Genomic DNA, 19,088 nt, shown 5'->3' on the forward strand with positions numbered 1-19,088 from the left:
CTATGCTTTAGATATTGGTTTTTCATTGTAGGATTTACAGATTCTAGTGAAAAAAAATCAATATGTGCTAAGGGAAGAACATGAATTTCAAGGGAAGCACTCCACTCAATCAATTTTCATTTGATCCTAGTCAGCACTGGATAAGTGCTTGCTTGGCAATTGTCTTAGGAGAGTTGTGGGCCAGAGGAGTAGACTTCGAACCCAAGCTTTGGGTTAGTGATGATTGGTATTGTTTGGATGGCACAATTGGTATTGCCATCCCTTTCTATCTCGTCAGTGCTGATTTAACTCAATATATTTTTCAGAAAACAGGCATTGTTGAAGGGAAGAACTCATCAGAGGCCCTTAAAATTTTACGCCATGAAATGGGTCATGCCTTAGATAATGCATTCGATTTAAGAAAGTGCTCAGTGAGACAGAAACTCTTTGGACAGTCGACATTGAGCTATCCAACTTCATATTTTGCTCAAACTACTTCTCATGAATTTGTAAACTATTTAGGTGGTGGCTACGCTCAATCTCATCCTGATGAAGATTTTGCTGAAACTTTTGCAGTTTGGCTAACTGATAGGCGATGGAGAAGTAACTATCGTGGAAAGGCCCTGCAAAAGCTTAGATATATGGATCAGGCAATGAGTGGTCTGCGCCATCAGCGCCCTGTGAAAAAGAAGTTTTTACGAGTGGATGCTATTGAAAAAGATACGAGAACACTTTCTCAGTATATTAACAGTAAGAATACTGAGAGAAAAAATCACCTAAGAGGCAATTTTGGCAAGGTTCTTCTAAGTACATTTGCAAAGAATTCATTTCGCGCCGATAATATAAAGGCAAGTGAATTTTTAAAGGCCGAACGCCAAGAAATTGTAAAAAAAGTAGCAGCCCAAACGGCACTACGAAATTCGGAGCTTGTGGCCCTCATGCGCAGAATGGAGGAAACTTCTTTTGTTAATGAGCTCGTCCTTTCTAAGTCACAAGAGAAGACTAAGGAAATTCTTGTTGCAGGTTTGGCCATGAAGGCAAAGACCTTAATCGATTATGGATGGCATAAGGTACCCATGTGAAAAAAAATAAAATCCTAGTTCTCGTACACCCTCTTCTAATCCCGCCCGAAAATGCTCCTACTATAAAAAATAAAGAATTCGAAGATTGGTCAACAGAGTTTGACGTTATCTCTACCTTGGAAAATCTTGGCCACGATGTCCTTGTTTTTGGACTTTATAAAAATTTAGAAGAGCTAATTGAGACACTTAAATCTTTTGGGCCAGATATTGTTTTCAATTTATTAGAAGAATACGCAGGTGACGTGAATAAAGACGCTCACGTTGTCGCTTTATTAGAGATGATGAATATTGCTTACACGGGATGTTCTTCAAAGAGCTTAATGATCGGTAGAGATAAATCACTTACTAAAAAAATATTAGCTCATCACAAGTTGAGAACACCTCAGTTTCAAGTTATTCAAAAAAAGGATAAAGATTATCAAATTGGCCAACGCTTAACCTATCCTTGTATCGTTAAGTGTTTACATGAAGAAGCATCAAAAGGAATTGGACAAAGCTCAGTTGTAGTCAGTGAAGAGAAGCTGCGCCAAAGAGTTCAGTTTATTCATGAGAGTATTGGAGATGATGCGATCATAGAGGAATTCATTGCAGGACGAGAATTCTTTGTGGGTATTATTCCAGGGAAAAAGGCCGTGACTCTACCTGTTTGGGAGTTATTCTTTGATAATAGTGAAAATCCTGAGAAAGAATTTTATACCAACAGGGCGAAGTTTAATGAAAAGCATCGTAAAAAGTTAGGTATTCGCACAGATGTTGCAAAATTATCCGCTAGCGAAGTTAAGGCGATACAAAAGATGTGCTTGAAGGCCTATACCGTTTTAGGTCTTGATGGTCATGCCAGAATTGATTTACGAATGGATGAAAAAGGGGTTTGCTCAATTTTAGAAGTAAACACCAATCCTAATATTGGAATCCATGATGAGTATGCCTTATCGGCCAATCACCAAGAAATTAACTATAGTGGTTTGATCAGCAAATTATTACGTGCAGGATTTCAAAGACTTAAGTAATTGAGTAAAATGTTTTTCAACTAAGGCAACCTCTTATAATTCCGATATGTTGCTTATGAAATCAGTTGCTAAACTCAACCAATTTGGCGAACAAATTGAAAATCAAAGTGTAGAGTTCATGCGCACAACAACGTTGCGCTTATTTAATGGACTTGTTCTTTTCAAAAAAAGGAAAGGTGAGGTTGTGGCCGGTGCTTCAACCTTCTTTACAATATTAAGTTTTGGCCCGCTCGTATTACTGCTTATCTCATTGCTAGGATATTTGTTTCACGACAACTCAATGGCCAGAGATTTTGTGATGAATGGTATTCATCTTTCCTTTCCCAAAGTAGATCCTTGGATTTTGAGAAATATTGAAGGACTCGTCGAGGCCCAGCTTGGTCCCAAGGGGAGCAATTTTGTCCAAGTGCTATTTTTGGCAGTGACTTGTATGGGTGTCAGTACAACTTTTGTTTTCGGAATCAATACCATTAGCAAAGTAGACCCAGATGGAGGCCTGTTTAGAGATGATGTTAAATCAGCATTAGTCGGCTTTTGTGTCGCTATCTTTCTCGTCTTACTTTTGATTCTTTCGCAAAGACAAATTCTTGTGGAGTATATTGTTGAGGCGGGTTTTGGTAATGGGCCGTTTACCACAATTATTGAATCCAATATTTTTGCTTCATTTGTAACATTAGTTTTTTTCACATTCTTTTATAAGCTTAGTGCATCAATAGAAGTGAAATACACCGATGCTTTTTTTGGAGCAGCAACATTCATGTTGTGTTTTCTTATCGGCAAATCATTTTATTGGATCTATTTAACATATTTTAAAGATGACCTCGTTGCCGAACATGGTCATTTTTATAATTTTATCGTTATTTTACTTTGGGTTTATTACCTAATGTGTTCACTATTTTATGGTGCGAGTGTTGCCTATGTAGGTAAGAAAAAAGGCGCAAAATCAAGGAAGAAGAAATGAATATTGATCATCTTGTTTGGGATATGGCCTTCCATGCGTTGAAAATCCCTTTAGAGGCCCGTGAAAAGTATTTAAGAGAGAAGAGCTATAAAGAAGATATTCTTTTAAGTAATGGTACACTTTTTAAAAATGGTGTGAGTGAGTATCCTAAATTTAGAACATGTGTGGAGGCCGATTCATTGGCCTTGATCAAATATGCGAATGATCACTTCTTTGTCGCAAATAGAAATTCACTTGATAGTTATATTCATTTTGAAACAGTTCTTTTCTATATCAATAAAGAAGTCACTTCTGAAAAAAAAGAAAAAATATTCACTGATGTTTGCGAGATCCTGCTCGTAGATGAATCATATAATTCATGGCGAATAAAGCTCTTAAATGAGTATTCTCGTGGTCTAGGCCTATCTGAAAAAAGAATCAAACAGATTAAAGAAGAAGTACTTCTTTATAAATATCCAAAAAGAGCAAATATCAGACAAACTGACTATTTTCTTATGACAATGTTTGCCATCTTGTCTGGTGGCAGTATTGATAAAGATGAAAGAGCTTTTTTTGCCACATTGGAGACGACTTCACTGCAAAGAAGAGTTTCTAAAGATCTCATGCTCTATCTCGATTATGCAAATAAAGAATTAGACTTTACCGAGGGCCAAAAAGAGAAGATTATGGCCATTTGTTCAACAGTAGTCACTTGCGATGGTGAGATATCAAAGAAAGAGACAGCGTTTTTTGAATTTGTCATGAAAGAGTTATCCATCTCAGTTCATTCGATGCAAGTTGTTCGTCAGTATTCGGGCATGGGTATTCACGATATATTAAAAAATGAAGATCCAAGTGTTATTAGTTTTTGTCTGTACTTTGCCCTCACTATGGCATGTGCAGATGGGGTTATTCACGAAAAAGAGTACACAATTGCATGCAGACTTTTTGAACTTTTGGAAGGCCTTGAGACAACTCAAAAAGAATTGAGTGTCTTATTATTGTGTCGTTTTGTAGTGCTAAAGCATCAAATTCTTGGAACTAATAAAGCTCTGCTAACAAAAATTAATGACTTTATAATTAAAGAGGGCGTACATACATTTCAACGCGCTCTATATGTGATGAGTTTGACTGAAACTGAAGATCGATTTGATATTTTAAAGAAATATCAAGAACATCAACTCAGCAAAAAATTTGCTTGGGATGAAGAAATTGACGATGAATTACTTCTGTCATTTTGTCTTTATATGACAAAAAAAGAAGCACCAGTACCTTGGCAACAAAAAATTAAAAATGATCTGTTAAAGCTAAGTAGTACAATGAATGTTGATGATGTTAAAAGAGGATTGAGCTTTATTCTTGATATGGTGATCTTTGATGGTCATGTTGAGGTATTAGAGGATGATGCGTTTATAGACTTATGTTGTAAAAATAATATTTCTGATGATTATGTTCGTCGTGAGATTTTCCTTTCTTCTTACAGAAATAGTGACCAGATTAAGATTTCGAGCTATCTAAACTATGGGGCCTTTAAATAGTATATTTAGGAGGCAATAATGAAATTGATTTACTCGATATTTGTTTTTCTCTTTCTTGGTCTTCAATCCTATGCCTTTGAATATGCTACTTTTGCTGGCGGATGTTTTTGGTGTATGGAACCGCCATTTGATAAAATAGAAGGAGTTTTGGAGACGACTTCTGGCTACATGGGTGGTCATCAAAAGAATCCAACTTACAAAGATGTCTCCAATGGCAGTAGTGGTCATGCTGAAGTCGTTCGTGTTAAGTACGACCCGACAAAAGTGAGTTATGAAAAATTACTTGATATTTTTTGGCATAATATTGATCCAACAACGAAAGACAAGCAATTTGTAGATATTGGAAGTCAATATAGAACGGCCATTTTTTATTATTCAGATGAGCAAAAGAAAGTTGCCATTAAATCAAGAGATGATTTAGAAAAGAAGAATGTTTTTGGGGCGAAAATAATCACGGAAATAGTTGCTGCAACTGATTTTTTCGAGGCAGAAGAATATCATCAAGACTTCTATAAGAAGAGTCCTGTTCGCTATAAGTTTTACAGATTTAATTCCGGACGTGATCAGTATATTCAACGAATTTGGGGAGACAAGAAATGAGTGTGGACGTTAACCTTGTTGTGGGGTTTCTTGGCTCAGGAAAGACAACACTAATCAAAAAACTTGTTTCAAGATTAGATAAGAAAGTGGCCATTATCGAAAATGAATTTGGCGAAGTTAATATTGACGAAGAAATTCTCAATGATGAAAGTCTTGTCTTTGATATGAGTTCTGGTTGTTTGTGCTGTAGTATGCGAGGGGATATTATTGTAAATCTAAAAGATATTTCTGATAAAGCACAAGAGGTCGAGCACATATTCATTGAGGCCACTGGAGTTGCTGAGCCTGGACCTATAATTGAAACGATTCTTGGAAGTGAATACTTTAATAAAAACTTTACCCTAAAATCAGTTGTCAATGTATTTGATGAATCTTCCTTTCTATCATGTCTTAAAAATAACGATCAAGATGGTATTTCTCTTATGGCCGCTCAAGTTGCGATGGCCAATTATTGCTATCTCACAAAGAGCGTTGGTAGTGATCAAACTCTAAATTTTATTAAGGAGCAAAATCCACTTATAGAAATGGTCTTAGATGAAAATCTTATAGACATAGAAAAAGAATATCTATCCCAAGGAATAGATATACTCAGTCGTCTTGAAGGGAGCTATGGTTTCAATGAGATGATCGTTTTTGATCCTTCAAAACCATTTGCCTTCAAGGCATTAAGTGCAGGTCGTTTTTGCTATACGTATGCGGCCAAAGAAATGGACAATAATATTAAAGAGGCCGTTTCTTTATTTGCCTCAAAAATGGCCATGTATTCAAATGGTAATGAATGTGATCTGGATATTCTATATAGCATGGGACAAGCGGGAGAAATTCCTCATCCAGAATTTGAAGATGGCGATCATCTTTGTCTAATTCATAATTTTACAAAATTTGAATGTTTGAAGGCCTCAGTTATTGAGAGGAAGTATTTTAATTCTTCAGTACGTTTTCAAGCAGCACTCACATCTAGAAGTTTTGAACTAAATGGAAAAATGAGTTTAGAAAAATTTCAAATGTTCATAAATTATATTTTATTTCAATATGGACCTCGTCTATATCGATCAAAAGGCTTTATTAACCTTGATGATGGACGTACTATCCTTTTTCAAGGAGTCTTTTCAACTTTTACATTCGAAGAAATCTCTGGTAAGACGGAGCTCTCAAATAAGATTGTATTCATTGGGAAAGACTTGAATGGAGATGCTCTCCATGCAGGTTTACTAAACTGTATGGCCTAAGATGAAAAACACTTGTAATTATTTTAATCTTAAACAATGTCAATCGTGCACTCACTTAAATGAGCGTGTGAACGATTATATTGCCATAAAAGTTGAAAATTTAAAAAAGGAAATAGGGGACTTGTCTGAGGTTGAAGTTAGGCCTGCTATTTTTTTGCAAGATCCCTTTAAATCGCGAAATAAGGCCCGACTTGTTGTCAGTGGAACAGTATCTCAACCTATACTTGGCATACCTGCGCCTGAAGATCGTTGGCAAACTAATGAACTTTTAGACTGTCCTTTGCATATAGATGGCATCAATGAAGTTCTTCCAACGATCAAAGAAATGATTATTAAATATTCTCTAACTCCCTACGATATTCATAAAAGAACTGGTGAATTAAAATACTTTATTGCCTATAAATCAGAATCTACCGGTGAAATGTATTATCGCTTTGTTTTACGCAGTAAAGAGGCCTTGGACAGGCTTAAAAAGGCCGTCGGTGAGATGATGGTACTCAATTCATCTCTTAAAGTCGTTTCTTGCAACATTCAGCCAAAACCGATGGCAAGTCATGAGGGTGATGAAGAGATTTTTCTTACTGAAAATCATTTTGTACTCAATAAAATGAACGATCTTTGGTTGCCTGTTTCTACTCAAAGCTTCTTTCAAGTGACGAGCCAGATTGCAGAAAAACTCTATTACGAAGTTCAACAACATATTACAGACAGTGAGCGAGTTCTTGATCTTTTCTGTGGGGTTGGTGGATTTTCTTTTCACGTGGCCAGTAAAAGTCAATCTGTCGTAGGAGTGGAACTTTCATCAATTGCTATTGAATGTGCTAATTACGCTTGTGAATTGAATAATTCAAATAACACTCAATTTGTAGCAGAAGATGCTTTTACCTATCTTCGAAATCAAAAAGGTCAGTATAATACTATTATTGTAAATCCTCCTCGACGAGGCCTAGGTGAGGATGTTGTACGCTTAATCCAAGACCTTTCCCCAGAGAGGATTTTTTACTCAAGTTGTAATCCTAAGACATTTCAATCTGATAGGAATTTGCTAAAAGGGTATAGGCTAAAGTGGATACGTCCATTCGACATGTTCCCATATTCTTCTCATCTGGAGGTCCTTGGTGAGTTTGAGAAAATTTCTTAATAAAACAATTGGCCCAATATTTTGGTCCTCATATGGTCCGGACCTCTTTTTTAAGCTTTATACTAAGATTGAAGATTCCAAAGTCTTTTTGGATTATTGTTTAAAGCTTCATGGAACAACATCATGTACCTTCAATATGCTAAGTCCTACTCAAAGAGATTTCTTTTTTCAAAATATCACTAATAAAGAAAAACTTATAGTTTTAGAATTAGGTCACGGTCCAGGTGGTCTTGCTTGTGAAGTGGGGCAATTGAATAATTGCGAAAAGCTCATTGGGATTGATTATTCTGGCTTTATTCCTAAAAAGCATCCGCGCAATGTTCATTTTTTTAAAAATGATCTAGGCAAAATCAATTTTGAATCAAAACAGTTTGATCTTATCTACTGTGTTGATTCGTTCTATCATATTCAAAAAAAAGAACGTCTCATAAAGCGCATCCTAAACGCATTAAATGAGAATGGTGAGTTTATTCTCTTTTGCAGTTTTACCAATGAAGAGGAGAGGATTGATTTTTTTGAATTAATTAAAAAATTCAATGTTCAAACCTTCGACTTTACAGAAGACGATAGAGATTATTGGTCAAAGAACGATAATCTTTTAAAAGCAATGGAAATTGACTTTAAAGCTAATTATTTGTCTGATGTTTATGCAATGAGAGAAAAGGAGATTGAGAAATTTAAGTCTGCGCATAAGAATCAAGAAGCATCACGTTTTTGTTTTATTTTTAAAAACTAATCCTGTTCAACAGTGCGAATAAATTCGCTAATAAGAGCTTTCAATTCATCATCTTTACTCGTAGAAGCGGCCTTAAAATGGTCTTCTTCTAACAGATTCAAATAGTCTTTATTCTTATCCAATAAGAGTGTTGGAATTTTCTTTCTGGTTAGAAAATATTCTCTAAGTTGAATGAAATTAGTTCCTCTTGTTGATTTAGGCGCCGTAATAATTGCTTTTATTTTTTCACTTTCTAACAATGAGATGGCCTCACTAATAGATTGGCAGCGAATAATATCAAATTGTTCAAAAGTATTTTCTAATTCGTTTATAAGTGGGTTTTGGCCGATGAGAAGGAGCTTCTCAAGAACTTGAACCTCTTTTTCAATTTCTTCTGTGATTTCAACTGAGTTTTTTTCTTTTGGTAGAAATGAGTCTCTCGAATGATCAAAAACCTGAAAAAAATTGTCCAGTTGAAGTTCGTTGATCTCATCTTCATCATTAGATAGAGTTTGTTCAATTTTGTGCATCCATGCTTCTACTTCTTTGTAGCCAAACATGCCTGATGCACCCTTTAAAGAGTGTGCCTTTTGAAATAGGAGACGTTTGGCATCTTTATATAAGATCTCACCACTAGAGATCTTTAGACAAAGCTGTTCCATTTCGTCCAGTATGTCGATTGCATCTACGATGAATTCGCTTATGAGCTTTTCATCAAAACAATTATCGTTTCCCATTTTGTTTCCTTATCAGGCTAATTTTATTTGTACAATGATTTAGAACATTCAACTATATGATAACCATCACGGAATATTTTTCCTTTAACTTTATGGGGATTTATTAATTTTTTGATAGACATAATTAGGATAAACAATTTTTTCTAAGAATAATCCATAGGATGGAACGATAAAACCGAGCTTAAGATTAGATTGAGGTTGAAAAGATTCAGAAATATTATGCCTATCATTCGTGCCAATCCCAATATTAATCAGTGTTCCCACCATCAGACGTACCATTTGCTTCAAAAAACCATTGCCTCTAAAGACAAATGCATCAACATAAATTTCTGGATGAAAGGGGTGTGAAACATTACGGAGAATTTCGGCATGAAAGATTTCACGAGTGTAACCGCTCTTGGTGTCACTTCTGTATTGAAAGTTGTGAAAGCTATGAACGCCAATAAATTCTTTAATGGCAAGATTCATTTCTTCATAATTGAGCTCTTCTTGGAAGTGAACTGCATGTTGAGTAATGAGTGTGGCATTATTGTCGCGGCCACTTGTGAAGTAATAGCGATATTCTTTTTCTATTACACTTAAGGCCACTTTAAATCTTGGATCAATGAAACAAACTTCAAGCAATTCAATTTCTTTTGGCAATTCTTCCTGCCATTTTTGTTTTAGCTCTTCTGGATTCCATTTCTCATTAAGACTTAGTTTGAAATATTGGGCAAGGGCATGAACACCACTATCTGTTCTAGAGGCCCCAAAAGTAAAAATATCTGTTTCTATAAAGCGCAATAATGTCTCTTCAAGAACTCCTTGAATGGTGGGGAAGTACTTCTGCTTTTGCCAGCCATGATAGTTGTGGCCGTCATATTGAAGCTTTATTAAATAGTGGTATTTTCCGCGTGCCATGACGGGAAATTATGGCACTTTTTATACTATCTGGCCAAGTGTCCATCTTGAATTTTCGGTCAGTTACTTCATTACTTGTTTTTGATGACTAATGGTCACTAGAATGTTATTTGTTTAAGTTCGAACTTTTTTGGAGGTTGAACAATATGAAACCACTCAATGCTGATGCCTCAAAGGTGAGAAGGCGCTCACGTACGGCCAGCGAAAAAAATGAAAAGAAGAAGAAAATTGTAGAAACCGCCTTAAATCTACTTTTTGAAGAACAGGGTGGAGAACTACCTTCCGTTGACCGAATTGCGAAATCCAGTTCAGTGGCCAAGGGAACCATTTACTTATACTTCAAGACTAAGGAGGAGATTTTCCTTTATGCCCTTGATGTCTATTTTAAAAATTGGTTCGAAGAAATTTGTCATGAATTAAGAGACACTGGAGTTCGTGAGGCCAAAGACTTTGCAGTGTGCTTTTCAAGACCGGTCCTTGAGAACGAGCAATTTTTGAAACTCGCTTCAATGAAAAGAATGGTTTTCCAAAGAGGACTATCTGAAGACTTGATTCGCGATCATAAAAATATGATCATCGATGGGGTAAAATCAGTCGCTGGCGAAATTTCAAAGATATCAGGTCGCGATATGGTTAAATGCGAAAAGCTCATCATGCGCTGTTACGCCGTTGTCCTAGGCTGTCACTACACTTCGTATCCCCCTAGAGGAGACTTAACAATTCTCTCAGCAGAAGAAAGATCAGTTCTTGTTTTAAACCTTGAAGAAGATATCCATTACATTCTAAAATGCTTGTGGACAAACTTTTTACAGGAGAATTCATGAGCACAGTTGTAATCACTGGTGGAAATAGAGGGATTGGTCTAGAGCTGGCGAAAATTTATCGCGAACGCAATGATGAAGTATATATTATTTGTCGCACAGAAACAGATGAGGCCAAAGAGATTGGGGCCCAGGTTATTAGTGGTATTGATGTAACAGATGAAAAGTCTATTGCATTAGCTGTAGCTCAAATCCCAAATGAAAAGATTGATATTTTGATTAATAATGCAGGAGTCTTTTTAAATGAAACTCTAGGCGATATGAATCTTGAAACAATTGAAAAACAATTTCAGGTAAACACATTAGCGCCATTGAAAGTTACAATGAGTTTTTTATCTAAGTTAAAGTCAGGTTCAAAACTTTTGATGATGTCTTCACGAATGGGTTCTCTTGAGGACAATACTTCAGGGTCATATTATGGCTATAGAATGTCAAAAGCAGGCCTTAATGCTTTTACAAGATCTCTTGCTGTAGACTTGAAAGGAAAAGGTATCAGTGTTGGTATTCTTCATCCTGGATACGTTAAAACACGCATGACTGATTTTCATGGAGAAATTACTCCAGAGGAAGCGGCCTGTGGTTTAACTAAAGTTATTGATGGATTAGATTTAGAAAATAGTGGAAGCTTCTGGCACAGTAATGGTCAAAAGCTTCCATGGTAGATTGATTTAGATAAGGCCGAGTTCTCGGCCTTTTCTCATAAGTTCGGCCTTTTCGTCTTCACTCATATTTTGAAACATTTGTTGCATCTGTTGTAGTTCTTCAGTACTCATTTTTCCCATCATTTCTTGGGCCTGTTTCATAAGATCGGGATTTGCGAATGGGCCTGCTTGTTCTTGCTGGGCAAGTTCTTTCGAGAAAATGATTTTTTCAACTTGAATATCGGCATTGATTTGATGAATTTCTTTCATCTGATCGAGAACCTTATTAAAATTGAGTCCTCTGTTATCTGCCGCTTCGTACATCTTTTCAACGGGCAGCGAAACCTTCTTTGATGGAAAACCATGCCCTTCAAGTGTTTTCATAATTTTTTCAATAAACTCGTCCACAAATCCTCCTAAAGACCATATTCACAGGCACTTTAAATGGTTTTGCTCTAAAAATGAAGAAAAAATTGAGAACGAGAAATTTAGAACTCTGAAATTTCCATAAATTACAAATTTAGGCCCACTTAATATCAATTAATTGGATAATAAGATGAAGTGTCCAAGAGGTTGCTATGAGAAATATTCTGCTTGTTGATGATGAAACAGATATGTTTCCCTTATTCAATATCAAGTTTAAAAAAGAAATTAAAAAGGGAGAAGTGAAGTTTATTTTCTTCTCCTCAAGTATTGATGCTCTGAATTTCATTAAAGGAGCAAGTCCAGAAGATTTTGAATTAGTTATTAGTGATATCAGCATGCCTGATATGGATGGATTAGAACTTCTTAGAGAGATAAAACTTAATGACTTAAAACAAAAGGTCTATATCATATCAGGACTTAAAAACGAAGCTCTTGTAGACAGGGCCAGGGGTCTAGGAGCAGCAGGTTTTTTAGACAAGCCTATCGATTTTAATGAACTCAAAGAGCTGATTTTGTCATGAAGCTTTTTTCATTTTAAAATAGTTAGAAGCTAGTTTCGTGGCCCCTTCACTCATATGAGAAAAGCTTAAAAGGCGATCATTGAGTTCCCAATGCATTTCTCTTTTGTAACATAGAAGCTCTCTTGTTGAAGCTTTTAGATGATCTTCATTTTTTATAAACTCACTAAATAACAGGGCCGCAAGATCTTCTTTCTTACGAGAGAGGGCCTCCCAGTAGGCCTTAGTCATTGTTTTGAAATAAATAGGCCCAACTTTGGATTCAAAAAACGTCGTGTCCATATTGGGAAGAATTGCATCTTTTAAAAAACTCGTCGCAATATCTTCACCTTCATAAGAAAAGTACAGAACAATTCGCCCTAGATCAAAGAGCATGCTCTCTAAGGCGACAGTTTGATGTTTTTTAGAAGCGATTTGGGCATAATGTAAAAAGCTTCTGGTTGCAAAATGTATATGCTGGCCGTCCGTCGGAATAAGCTCAATGGCAAGCCGATAGTAGTAACTTAAGGTCTGGATTTTTTCATAATTTTCTTGATCGATGGCATTTCTAAAAAGAGCATTGAGGGTCATAAGATGCAACTCGACAACATTATCTCTTTTTTGTTCGATGGCCTCATCTAGTGTTTCAAGTATTTTTTCACAATAAAAAGGAATGACATCATTTTGATTACTGGAAAGCCCATTGAGAATTTTTGTAAGCCTTCCAATAAAATAGGCCTCTGGCCAATCTTTTTCTTTTTCGAGATAGAATCGTGCTTCTTGAGTCATTCCAGGGACAAAGAAAGGCTCATAAAGACGCCATGTACTTTTCTCATTGTTGTAATTATGAATAAGGTGAGTGACGACCTCGTAAGACTCGCTTAGAACAAGAAGCAAGAGTCCTTTGTCATTTCGCTGGGCGGCCGTATAGGCCATGTTAGAGAGGACTTCAAAGCTGTGAAAGGTACTCGACTTATAATCGTAGTCCACTTTCTTGTCTCTTATAATAGATAATCGTGAAATAATTTGTTTTCTTAAAATGGGTAAAAAGAAAGTTGGCTTTATAAATTGGCTAACGTAGTACAAATAAGGAATAATTCCACCCACTGCCAGAATACAAAAAATAAATGAGGTAACATACAAAACCTTAGACCAAATATTGTGATGTGGAACGAGCCCCCCTAATATAATGGTGAGATTCGCGAGAAGAATAAAACCCATGCCAAGAATTGTTAAAGGATGTTCTACAAAAATTTTCGCAAGCCTTGGGGTGTAGAGGTTTGATGTTAGAGTAATTATGAGCGCCATGGAGGTCAAAAGGGCCCCAAAGAAGCCGTTGAGAATCCTACTTGTGGCATTGATCCCAATTACGGCATTATTATCACTTCCATTATTTGAAATGATAAAGAATACGCCAAAGCTTATGGCAAAAAACAATATGATTAGGGGCGTGAATCTGTATAGAAGATTCGCGGTCCATTTTTCTTTCATGGAACTCAACTTTAAAAAGATTCATCAAGTTTTTTATTAGGCTCTAAGACTTTGTAAAACATCTCAATTTTAATGTGTCTACTAGTTCTAACACTGACAATAAAATCACTGTCATTGAACTCCACGCTGTAGGTTTTTCTTCCGTGGCCATCTGAAAAATTATTGAAGCTATTTATTATGCGCAAGCTTTTAAATTCACTTCTCTCTAAGTCTCTGGTCACCATTCCTGCATAATCGAAGAAGAAAATTCTTTTGTCTGTTACCGTGAGAACTCCATATGTGTGTTTAGAAAAACTAGGGCAATAGCGCCCTTGTAAGGCCGCCTGTATTCTTTCTCCAGGGTAAAGCAAATTTGGCAATGTGAGAAAACGGGCAATGATTGAAGGTGGAAACATTTTTTTACATTCAATATCTTTCAAATCAACAATATCCTTCAAAAAGCTATCGATTTGTTTTTTTCCTAGAAGTTTTCCTTTGAGATAAAAGTAAACTTCCTCCGCACTTGTTAAGTCATCATCTATGGCATAACTATAAGTTGTCTTGTCATCAGCAAGCTCAATAGTTCCATGCTCTTCATTTCCTTTGGGGATACGAGGCATTGAAATATTTTTGATAAATTTAAAAGGGATCTGATGAATTATTTTTGAATGTTCGGTGAAGACGCAGTCTTCCTTCGTTGCATAGAGTCTGCCGTTCATTCCTTTGTACTTAGTATTGATGTAAAAAGGGGTTAGTCTGTCTAGTTCATCCATTGATAGCGCACCCATGATAATACTCCTTCTGGTCGTGAATTCGTCGAAATTATTGAAATTTTACCCTAATGGGCCTACAGTAATTTTGAATATATGTTAAAGGATTCTTACGATGACGGAATTTCATAGACTTTTGTAAATAAAATTCTTTTTAAAATATAAGGGAGCTATCGTGGCGAAAAAAGGACAAGAGGGTTTTGAGGATTTCTTTAGAGAGTATTATGGAACTCGCTGGGATGACTTGAAGTCGGCATTGGCCGCTAATGATATGAAAACTCTACGTAAGAATATTTGGGTAGATTTCCCCACTCCTAAAGGACTTGAGCAGTTGTCGTGGCTTAAGGACTGCTTTGTAAAGAATTCTTCATATGACGATTCTTTTGATCGCAAGCTCGATGAAAATGGCCTTCGTTATTTTTATCCTATGGATCCCGCAAGTGTGATTGTCGCCAGATCATTGAATATTGCTGATGAAGGTGTCGTACTTGATATGTGTGCAGCACCAGGCGGAAAGACTCTAATTCTTTTTGAAACGATGAATGGCAAAGGAGAGCTTTTTTGCAATGAAGTTTCACGAAATAGAAGGGATCGCCTCAAATCCGTAATTCGCGAGTATATTCCAGATCGATTGAGAGAGGCCATTACTGTTAAAGGTATTGATGGCCTTCAGTATGGGCTACAGATGAAAGATCATTTTGATGCTATCTTAGTCGATGCGCCTTGTTCTGGTGAAAAGCATATTATTCAAGCTCCAAGTGAAGTTGAAAAATGGTCAGAAAAAAGAACTAAGCGTCTTGCGGGCTTGCAATTTGGGCTCGTATGTTCGGCCCTTCTCGCCTTAAAGTCTGGTGGTGAGATGGTTTATTCAACTTGCAGTATTTCTCCTTTTGAAAACGATGGTGTGCTTGAAAAACTAGAAAAGAAAAAAGGTGAAAATTTTAAATTCCTACCTCTTGAAGGTGAGATGTATGAAAAAGGAGAGAGGACTAAGTATGGCGTCCTCTTTCTTCCTGATAAATGTGGATTTGGCCCATTATTTGTGAGTCGAATACAAAAAAATTAACTTGAGGCCGAATCATATCTTCTTAAAGCTATATCCCAAAGTTTTAAGAGTAAGAAATAGAAGATAATAATGGCGCCAATAAGTAAAAGAATATTTTCATATAGTTTATTGTCATAAAGAAATCTTACTGGAGCAGAACCAATGACTAAAATTGGAAAAGCGATGGTAAATACCTTTTTGATTGTTCTTTGATAAATATAGTCCGGCCAGCGAGAAACTTGCTGTAACTGCATTCTTAGAAAATTAATTCCAAGCCCTTCCGTAAGCCAGAACATACTCGTTGAGATCATAATTTCTAAGATGGCCAGTAGGATAAAGGCGAGTATTACAAGAAAGGGTAAGCTTATCCAAGACAGTGTCGTCAAATTCGCCTGTAATCCAAAATAAATAAGTGTCGCCCATGTTACAAAAATATTCAATGTACTTGAGGCCCTGAAATATCTGAAGAAGACAATGAATATTGAGTGAACGGGTTTTAATAAAGTGTAATCTAGATTTCCTGTTCTAATATCAGTGGAGAGCATCCAAAAACTTTCACTTAGAATAACCATATGCAGATGATCTACTGCAAGCATGAATGACACGAAGAACATCAGTTGGGCCTTATTCCATGGACCAATCATACTCACGTGATCATAGATGAAGCTCACTGTGGCCAGTGCACTGATATAGAAGACGATGTCCATAAGGATTAAGAGCACAAAATTTAATCTAAAACTCGCGGCCTCAGCAAAACTTGTCTCTATAAATTTTCGATAGACGCTAAGATAATGTTTAATAGTATTCATTTAATATATTCCCGTCCTACATTCCCGCTGCTGTATAGTTTTTTATCCCTTTTTTCCAAACAAGGTGATTTAAAACGAATGTAATTCCTATCCAAAAAGCTATAACCAAAAAGGCCTGCATCAAATGAGAATAGTCGCCACTAAAAACCTTAACAGGGTAGTAAGTCAGATAGGGAAATGGAGTGTAATTTAAAAAAGCAACAAACTTTTGAGGATAGAGCTCTAGCGGAATAATTGCTCCCGAAAGAAAACCGGCCACAATCTGTAAGATTACTCTGAGCATCCAAGTTTCTTCTAACCAAAAACCTAGAATTCCTGTGAGATATTGCAAGAGATACCAGAATAGACTGACATAGAAACAAAAAAGAAAACCAATACAAAGCGTAGAGAGTGTAAGAGAAGATATCACTCCAATGGCCAACAATATACCCAATGAAATGAGGGCTATACAAAACTGTAGAATTTGAAAACTAAAAAAACTTGCCGTGTGAAATTCCCAAAAGTTAAAAGGGTAGATTAAATAAGTCGAAATTCTTCCCAATCTAATATCTTCTGATAAATTCATTGCCGTATGCCCTTGGGCCACGAGACCTACGATAAGAGTCCACACGTGATAATTAATCATCCCTTGGAAATCATAACCCTGAATAACCTTGTGGGGCTCTTGCGAAAAGATCGCTGACCAAAGACTATATTTTATAAAGAAAAAAACAATGGCCGGGCCAATAACTTGTAAAAAAAAGTTTAAACGATAGGCAGTGTATCTAGACCAACTGATACGCATGGTTTGCCACCACTTAAGAAGATTCGCCATTATTTTTCTCCCTCTTGTGACGAATGATCTAAAATAATATCAGGATTTGCCATAAGCGTTTTCATCACTTTTTCAATTGGCATTTTCTCGGTGTGAAATTCAATCACAGGAAATTTTGCCAAGATTTCACTAGAGACATTTCTTAGTTGTTGTTCATCAAGTTTGATTTCAACTTCAGTTCTGTCTTCATTCCATGTGGAGTCTAATTCATTCCAGTATGAGTCATCGTGAATTGTTTTATCTTTGAAAGTAAAGTAAACACTTTTTTTCGTCCCAAGAATTTTCTCAAAATCATTTAACGGGCCGTCATAACCTTTTGTTCCTTTGAAAATTAGGACAAGGCGATCACACAAGGCCTGTACATCCGCCATATAGTGAGATGTCAGAATAATCGTGATATTATTTTTTCTGTGATATTCCTTAATGAAATTTCTGATATTTTCTTGGGCCACTAAATCGAGACCAATTGTGGGTTCATCTAAGAATATAATTTCAGGTGAATGGAGAAGACTGGCCATCAATTCCAGTTTCATCCTCTCTCCGAGTGAGAGTTTGCGCACATGAACATGAAGAAGGTCTTTAACGCCCAACAAAGTTGACATATATTCGACTTTTTCGCGAAATTCTTTTTCTGGAATCTCATAATATTTTTGCAGAAGTGAGAATGAATCCATGGCCGGAATATCCCACCATAACTGAGATTTTTGCCCCATAACCAAAGCAATTTTTTTCCTAAATTCTTTGCTTCTCTCTGATGGTCTATGACCATTCACTAAAAGTTCACCTTCTGAAGGAACAATGATACCTGTGAACATTTTCATAAGTGTCGTTTTTCCGGCACCATTTGGACCAAGAAGTCCAATGATCTCTCCCTTTTTTATGGAGAGATTAAATTGATTAACAGCACTTTTTTTTATGGGTACGCGATGGAAAAAAGATTTTAATGTTCCTGTGATTCCATCTTGTTTCTTGTAGCTAGTAAAGGATTTTGAAAGGTTTATGGCTTCTATCATTATTCACATCTTCTAAGAGTTTTAAGGTATAATTAAATTATGTTAAATCGTAAGAAGTGGCAAGATTACATGCTTATTTTAAATATTAAAGACACCTTGTTGTTTTTGATTCTTGCTTTACTCAGTTTTACTTTTGCTTATGTTGCATTAGAAGACCTTGTTAGTGCATTGTTTGCATTAATCATTCCTACAGTTTTTTCTCTACACGCCAAACAGTCTTCAAAGTTCTTACTTAAAATTCATAACGGTGTTCTTTTGAAGTATGAAGATGTTCCATGGCTATTTGGCGTCGTCGATTTTTTAAGCGCAAAGGCCGGGCTTGAAAGCTCTCCTGAACTTTATATTCTGAACACTAAAGTTCCTAATGCCTTTACCACTGAAACAAAGGAAGGTCCCATTTTGGCCATCTCAGCAGGCCTCATTGCACGAATGGATAAGAGAGAAATAAAAGGAGTTATTGCTCACGAACTGTCACACATCATTCATAAAGACGCGACCTATTTAAAAATTGTGCAAGGTCTTTATGCCTTTGTGGCCTTTTTAAGTACTCTTGTTCATATTTCAATTATTTTCTTTTTACCTTTCTATTTAATGGGCAGCTTTAATCTTTCAACGTCATTTCTTTTAGCGATTCTCATAGTCCCTTCAATTTTAAGATTGGTAATTTTGGCGCTTATGCGAAATAGGGAATACGCAGCCGATCTTATGGCCGTTAATTTAACTGAAGATCCTGAAGGTCTGGCGCTGGCCCTCTCAAAGCTTAACTCTATGAACCATTGGGTTGTTGGTCTGATGTTTCCTTATAATTTTGGTCGAAAAAATTCTCTCCTTGATACTCATCCTCTACCAAAACAGCGCATTCAACGTCTAATGGCCTTGTCCCACTAAAATAGTGTCACATTATTGAAACT

General features: G+C 36.2%; 21 protein-coding genes. 13 read left to right on the top strand and 8 right to left on the bottom strand.

The genetic code is table 11. The annotated features are described in order from the left end of the window. Positions 1-80 precede the first annotated feature (80 nt). The 8 genes from M899_RS17475 to M899_RS04225 are packed head-to-tail and all read left to right on the top strand — an operon-like array spanning position 81 to position 8,255. Positions 81-1,061, top strand: a complete 981-nt coding sequence (locus M899_RS17475) for a putative zinc-binding metallopeptidase (RefSeq protein WP_021270304.1) — start codon at positions 81-83, stop codon at positions 1,059-1,061. Beyond that, positions 1,058-2,071 carry a D-alanine--D-alanine ligase family protein gene (locus M899_RS04195; RefSeq protein ID WP_021270236.1) on the top strand — a complete coding sequence of 338 codons (1,014 nt, stop codon included), beginning with the start codon at positions 1,058-1,060 and terminating at the stop codon, positions 2,069-2,071. Before M899_RS17475 ends, M899_RS04195 begins: the two co-directional genes overlap by 4 nt. Positions 2,072-2,117: 46 nt before the next feature. Further along, positions 2,118-3,032, top strand: a complete 915-nt coding sequence (locus M899_RS04200) for a YhjD/YihY/BrkB family envelope integrity protein (RefSeq protein ID WP_081653719.1) — start codon at positions 2,118-2,120, stop codon at positions 3,030-3,032. Continuing rightward, the gene (locus M899_RS04205) at positions 3,029-4,549 is read left to right on the top strand and encodes a hypothetical protein (RefSeq protein WP_021270230.1); all 1,521 of its coding nucleotides are present in this window, start codon (positions 3,029-3,031) and stop codon (positions 4,547-4,549) included. The genes M899_RS04200 and M899_RS04205 overlap by 4 nt, the downstream gene beginning before the upstream one ends. A gap of 18 nt (positions 4,550-4,567) precedes the next feature. Beyond that, positions 4,568-5,149 carry a peptide-methionine (S)-S-oxide reductase MsrA gene (gene msrA, locus M899_RS04210; RefSeq protein ID WP_021270192.1) on the top strand — a complete coding sequence of 194 codons (582 nt, stop codon included), beginning with the start codon at positions 4,568-4,570 and terminating at the stop codon, positions 5,147-5,149. Next, positions 5,146-6,378, top strand: a complete 1,233-nt coding sequence (locus tag M899_RS04215) for a CobW family GTP-binding protein (RefSeq protein WP_021270213.1) — start codon at positions 5,146-5,148, stop codon at positions 6,376-6,378. Before msrA ends, M899_RS04215 begins: the two co-directional genes overlap by 4 nt. Position 6,379: 1 nt before the next feature. Beyond that, positions 6,380-7,519, top strand: a complete 1,140-nt coding sequence (gene rlmD, locus M899_RS04220; protein ID WP_034727835.1) for a 23S rRNA (uracil(1939)-C(5))-methyltransferase RlmD — start codon at positions 6,380-6,382, stop codon at positions 7,517-7,519. Then, on the top strand, positions 7,497-8,255 hold the full coding sequence (locus M899_RS04225) for a class I SAM-dependent methyltransferase (RefSeq protein WP_021270214.1): 759 nt from the start codon (positions 7,497-7,499) through the stop codon (positions 8,253-8,255). The genes rlmD and M899_RS04225 overlap by 23 nt, the downstream gene beginning before the upstream one ends. On the opposite strand, the gene M899_RS04230 is transcribed toward M899_RS04225, so the two are convergent. Both M899_RS04230 and truA read right to left on the bottom strand, forming a co-directional pair. After that, positions 8,252-8,971, bottom strand: a complete 720-nt coding sequence (locus M899_RS04230) for an Hpt domain-containing protein (RefSeq protein WP_021270193.1) — start codon at positions 8,969-8,971, stop codon at positions 8,252-8,254. The two genes, M899_RS04225 and M899_RS04230, sit on opposite strands and share 4 nt — an antisense overlap. Positions 8,972-9,061: 90 nt before the next feature. Beyond that, entirely contained in the window at positions 9,062-9,871 is an 810-nt protein-coding gene (gene truA, locus M899_RS04235) for a tRNA pseudouridine(38-40) synthase TruA (RefSeq protein ID WP_021270300.1), read from the bottom strand. Positions 9,872-10,017: 146 nt separating this feature from the next. On the opposite strand from truA, the gene M899_RS17480 reads away from it, so the two are divergent. Further along, positions 10,018-10,695 carry a TetR/AcrR family transcriptional regulator gene (locus tag M899_RS17480; RefSeq protein ID WP_021270293.1) on the top strand — a complete coding sequence of 226 codons (678 nt, stop codon included), beginning with the start codon at positions 10,018-10,020 and terminating at the stop codon, positions 10,693-10,695. After that, positions 10,692-11,354 carry an SDR family oxidoreductase gene (locus M899_RS04245; protein ID WP_021270201.1) on the top strand — a complete coding sequence of 221 codons (663 nt, stop codon included), beginning with the start codon at positions 10,692-10,694 and terminating at the stop codon, positions 11,352-11,354. The genes M899_RS17480 and M899_RS04245 overlap by 4 nt, the downstream gene beginning before the upstream one ends. A gap of 6 nt (positions 11,355-11,360) precedes the next feature. Here the strand turns inward: M899_RS04245 and M899_RS04250 are convergent, their stop codons facing one another. Then, entirely contained in the window at positions 11,361-11,741 is a 381-nt protein-coding gene (locus M899_RS04250) for a hypothetical protein (RefSeq protein WP_021270291.1), read from the bottom strand. A gap of 170 nt (positions 11,742-11,911) precedes the next feature. Here M899_RS04250 and M899_RS04255 point away from each other — a divergent pair, with 170 nt between their 5' ends. Further along, on the top strand, positions 11,912-12,280 hold the full coding sequence (locus tag M899_RS04255; RefSeq protein WP_021270187.1) for a response regulator: 369 nt from the start codon (positions 11,912-11,914) through the stop codon (positions 12,278-12,280). Here M899_RS04255 and M899_RS04260 read toward each other — a convergent pair. Together M899_RS04260 and M899_RS04265 are read right to left on the bottom strand one after the other, a co-directional pair. Then, positions 12,275-13,747, bottom strand: coding sequence for a hypothetical protein (locus M899_RS04260; RefSeq protein WP_021270180.1), 1,473 nt, complete (start codon positions 13,745-13,747; stop codon positions 12,275-12,277). The two genes, M899_RS04255 and M899_RS04260, sit on opposite strands and share 6 nt — an antisense overlap. A gap of 11 nt (positions 13,748-13,758) precedes the next feature. Next, the gene (locus M899_RS04265) at positions 13,759-14,514 is read right to left on the bottom strand and encodes a hypothetical protein (RefSeq protein ID WP_021270200.1); all 756 of its coding nucleotides are present in this window, start codon (positions 14,512-14,514) and stop codon (positions 13,759-13,761) included. Between the two features lie 157 nt (positions 14,515-14,671). Here M899_RS04265 and M899_RS04270 point away from each other — a divergent pair, with 157 nt between their 5' ends. Beyond that, positions 14,672-15,562, top strand: a complete 891-nt coding sequence (locus tag M899_RS04270) for an RsmB/NOP family class I SAM-dependent RNA methyltransferase (RefSeq protein ID WP_021270267.1) — start codon at positions 14,672-14,674, stop codon at positions 15,560-15,562. Here the strand turns inward: M899_RS04270 and M899_RS04275 are convergent. Genes M899_RS04275 through M899_RS04285 form a run of 3 tightly spaced genes read right to left on the bottom strand, consistent with a single transcriptional unit; the run spans position 15,559 to position 18,177 of the window. Further along, positions 15,559-16,350: an ABC transporter permease gene (locus tag M899_RS04275; RefSeq protein WP_021270188.1), complete on the bottom strand. Its 792-nt coding sequence runs from the start codon at positions 16,348-16,350 to the stop codon at positions 15,559-15,561. The two genes, M899_RS04270 and M899_RS04275, sit on opposite strands and share 4 nt — an antisense overlap. A 16-nt stretch (positions 16,351-16,366) precedes the next feature. After that, on the bottom strand, positions 16,367-17,164 hold the full coding sequence (locus tag M899_RS04280) for an ABC transporter permease (RefSeq protein WP_021270278.1): 798 nt from the start codon (positions 17,162-17,164) through the stop codon (positions 16,367-16,369). After that, positions 17,164-18,177: an ABC transporter ATP-binding protein gene (locus M899_RS04285; protein WP_021270233.1), complete on the bottom strand. Its 1,014-nt coding sequence runs from the start codon at positions 18,175-18,177 to the stop codon at positions 17,164-17,166. Before M899_RS04285 ends, M899_RS04280 begins: the two co-directional genes overlap by 1 nt. Positions 18,178-18,216: 39 nt before the next feature. Between M899_RS04285 and M899_RS04290 the strand changes: the two genes are divergently transcribed. After that, complete coding sequence (locus M899_RS04290) at positions 18,217-19,065, top strand: zinc metalloprotease HtpX (protein ID WP_021270232.1); 849 nt, start codon at positions 18,217-18,219, stop codon at positions 19,063-19,065. Positions 19,066-19,088: the final 23 nt, after the last annotated feature.

The sequence above is a fragment of the Bacteriovorax sp. BSW11_IV genome (genome assembly GCF_000447755.1).
GTDB lineage: Bacteria > Bdellovibrionota > Bacteriovoracia > Bacteriovoracales > Bacteriovoracaceae > BSW11-IV.

Excerpts from the sequence above, each read along its gene's own strand:
- M899_RS17475 (WP_021270304.1), top strand. The coding sequence starts at position 81 with ATGAATTTCAAGGGAAGCACTCCACTCAATCAATTTTCATTTGATCCT.
- M899_RS04200 (WP_081653719.1), top strand. The coding sequence starts at position 2,118 with ATGTTGCTTATGAAATCAGTTGCTAAACTCAACCAATTTGGCGAACAA.
- M899_RS04205 (WP_021270230.1), top strand. The coding sequence starts at position 3,029 with ATGAATATTGATCATCTTGTTTGGGATATGGCCTTCCATGCGTTGAAA.
- msrA (WP_021270192.1), top strand. The coding sequence starts at position 4,568 with ATGAAATTGATTTACTCGATATTTGTTTTTCTCTTTCTTGGTCTTCAA.
- M899_RS04215 (WP_021270213.1), top strand. The coding sequence starts at position 5,146 with ATGAGTGTGGACGTTAACCTTGTTGTGGGGTTTCTTGGCTCAGGAAAG.
- rlmD (WP_034727835.1), top strand. The coding sequence starts at position 6,380 with ATGAAAAACACTTGTAATTATTTTAATCTTAAACAATGTCAATCGTGC.
- M899_RS04230 (WP_021270193.1), bottom strand. The coding sequence starts at position 8,971 with ATGGGAAACGATAATTGTTTTGATGAAAAGCTCATAAGCGAATTCATC.
- truA (WP_021270300.1), bottom strand. The coding sequence starts at position 9,871 with ATGGCACGCGGAAAATACCACTATTTAATAAAGCTTCAATATGACGGC.
- M899_RS17480 (WP_021270293.1), top strand. The coding sequence starts at position 10,018 with ATGAAACCACTCAATGCTGATGCCTCAAAGGTGAGAAGGCGCTCACGT.
- M899_RS04245 (WP_021270201.1), top strand. The coding sequence starts at position 10,692 with ATGAGCACAGTTGTAATCACTGGTGGAAATAGAGGGATTGGTCTAGAG.
- M899_RS04255 (WP_021270187.1), top strand. The coding sequence starts at position 11,912 with ATGAGAAATATTCTGCTTGTTGATGATGAAACAGATATGTTTCCCTTA.
- M899_RS04260 (WP_021270180.1), bottom strand. The coding sequence starts at position 13,747 with ATGAAAGAAAAATGGACCGCGAATCTTCTATACAGATTCACGCCCCTA.
- M899_RS04265 (WP_021270200.1), bottom strand. The coding sequence starts at position 14,514 with ATGGGTGCGCTATCAATGGATGAACTAGACAGACTAACCCCTTTTTAC.
- M899_RS04275 (WP_021270188.1), bottom strand. The coding sequence starts at position 16,350 with ATGAATACTATTAAACATTATCTTAGCGTCTATCGAAAATTTATAGAG.
- M899_RS04280 (WP_021270278.1), bottom strand. The coding sequence starts at position 17,164 with ATGGCGAATCTTCTTAAGTGGTGGCAAACCATGCGTATCAGTTGGTCT.
- M899_RS04285 (WP_021270233.1), bottom strand. The coding sequence starts at position 18,177 with ATGATAGAAGCCATAAACCTTTCAAAATCCTTTACTAGCTACAAGAAA.
- M899_RS04290 (WP_021270232.1), top strand. The coding sequence starts at position 18,217 with ATGTTAAATCGTAAGAAGTGGCAAGATTACATGCTTATTTTAAATATT.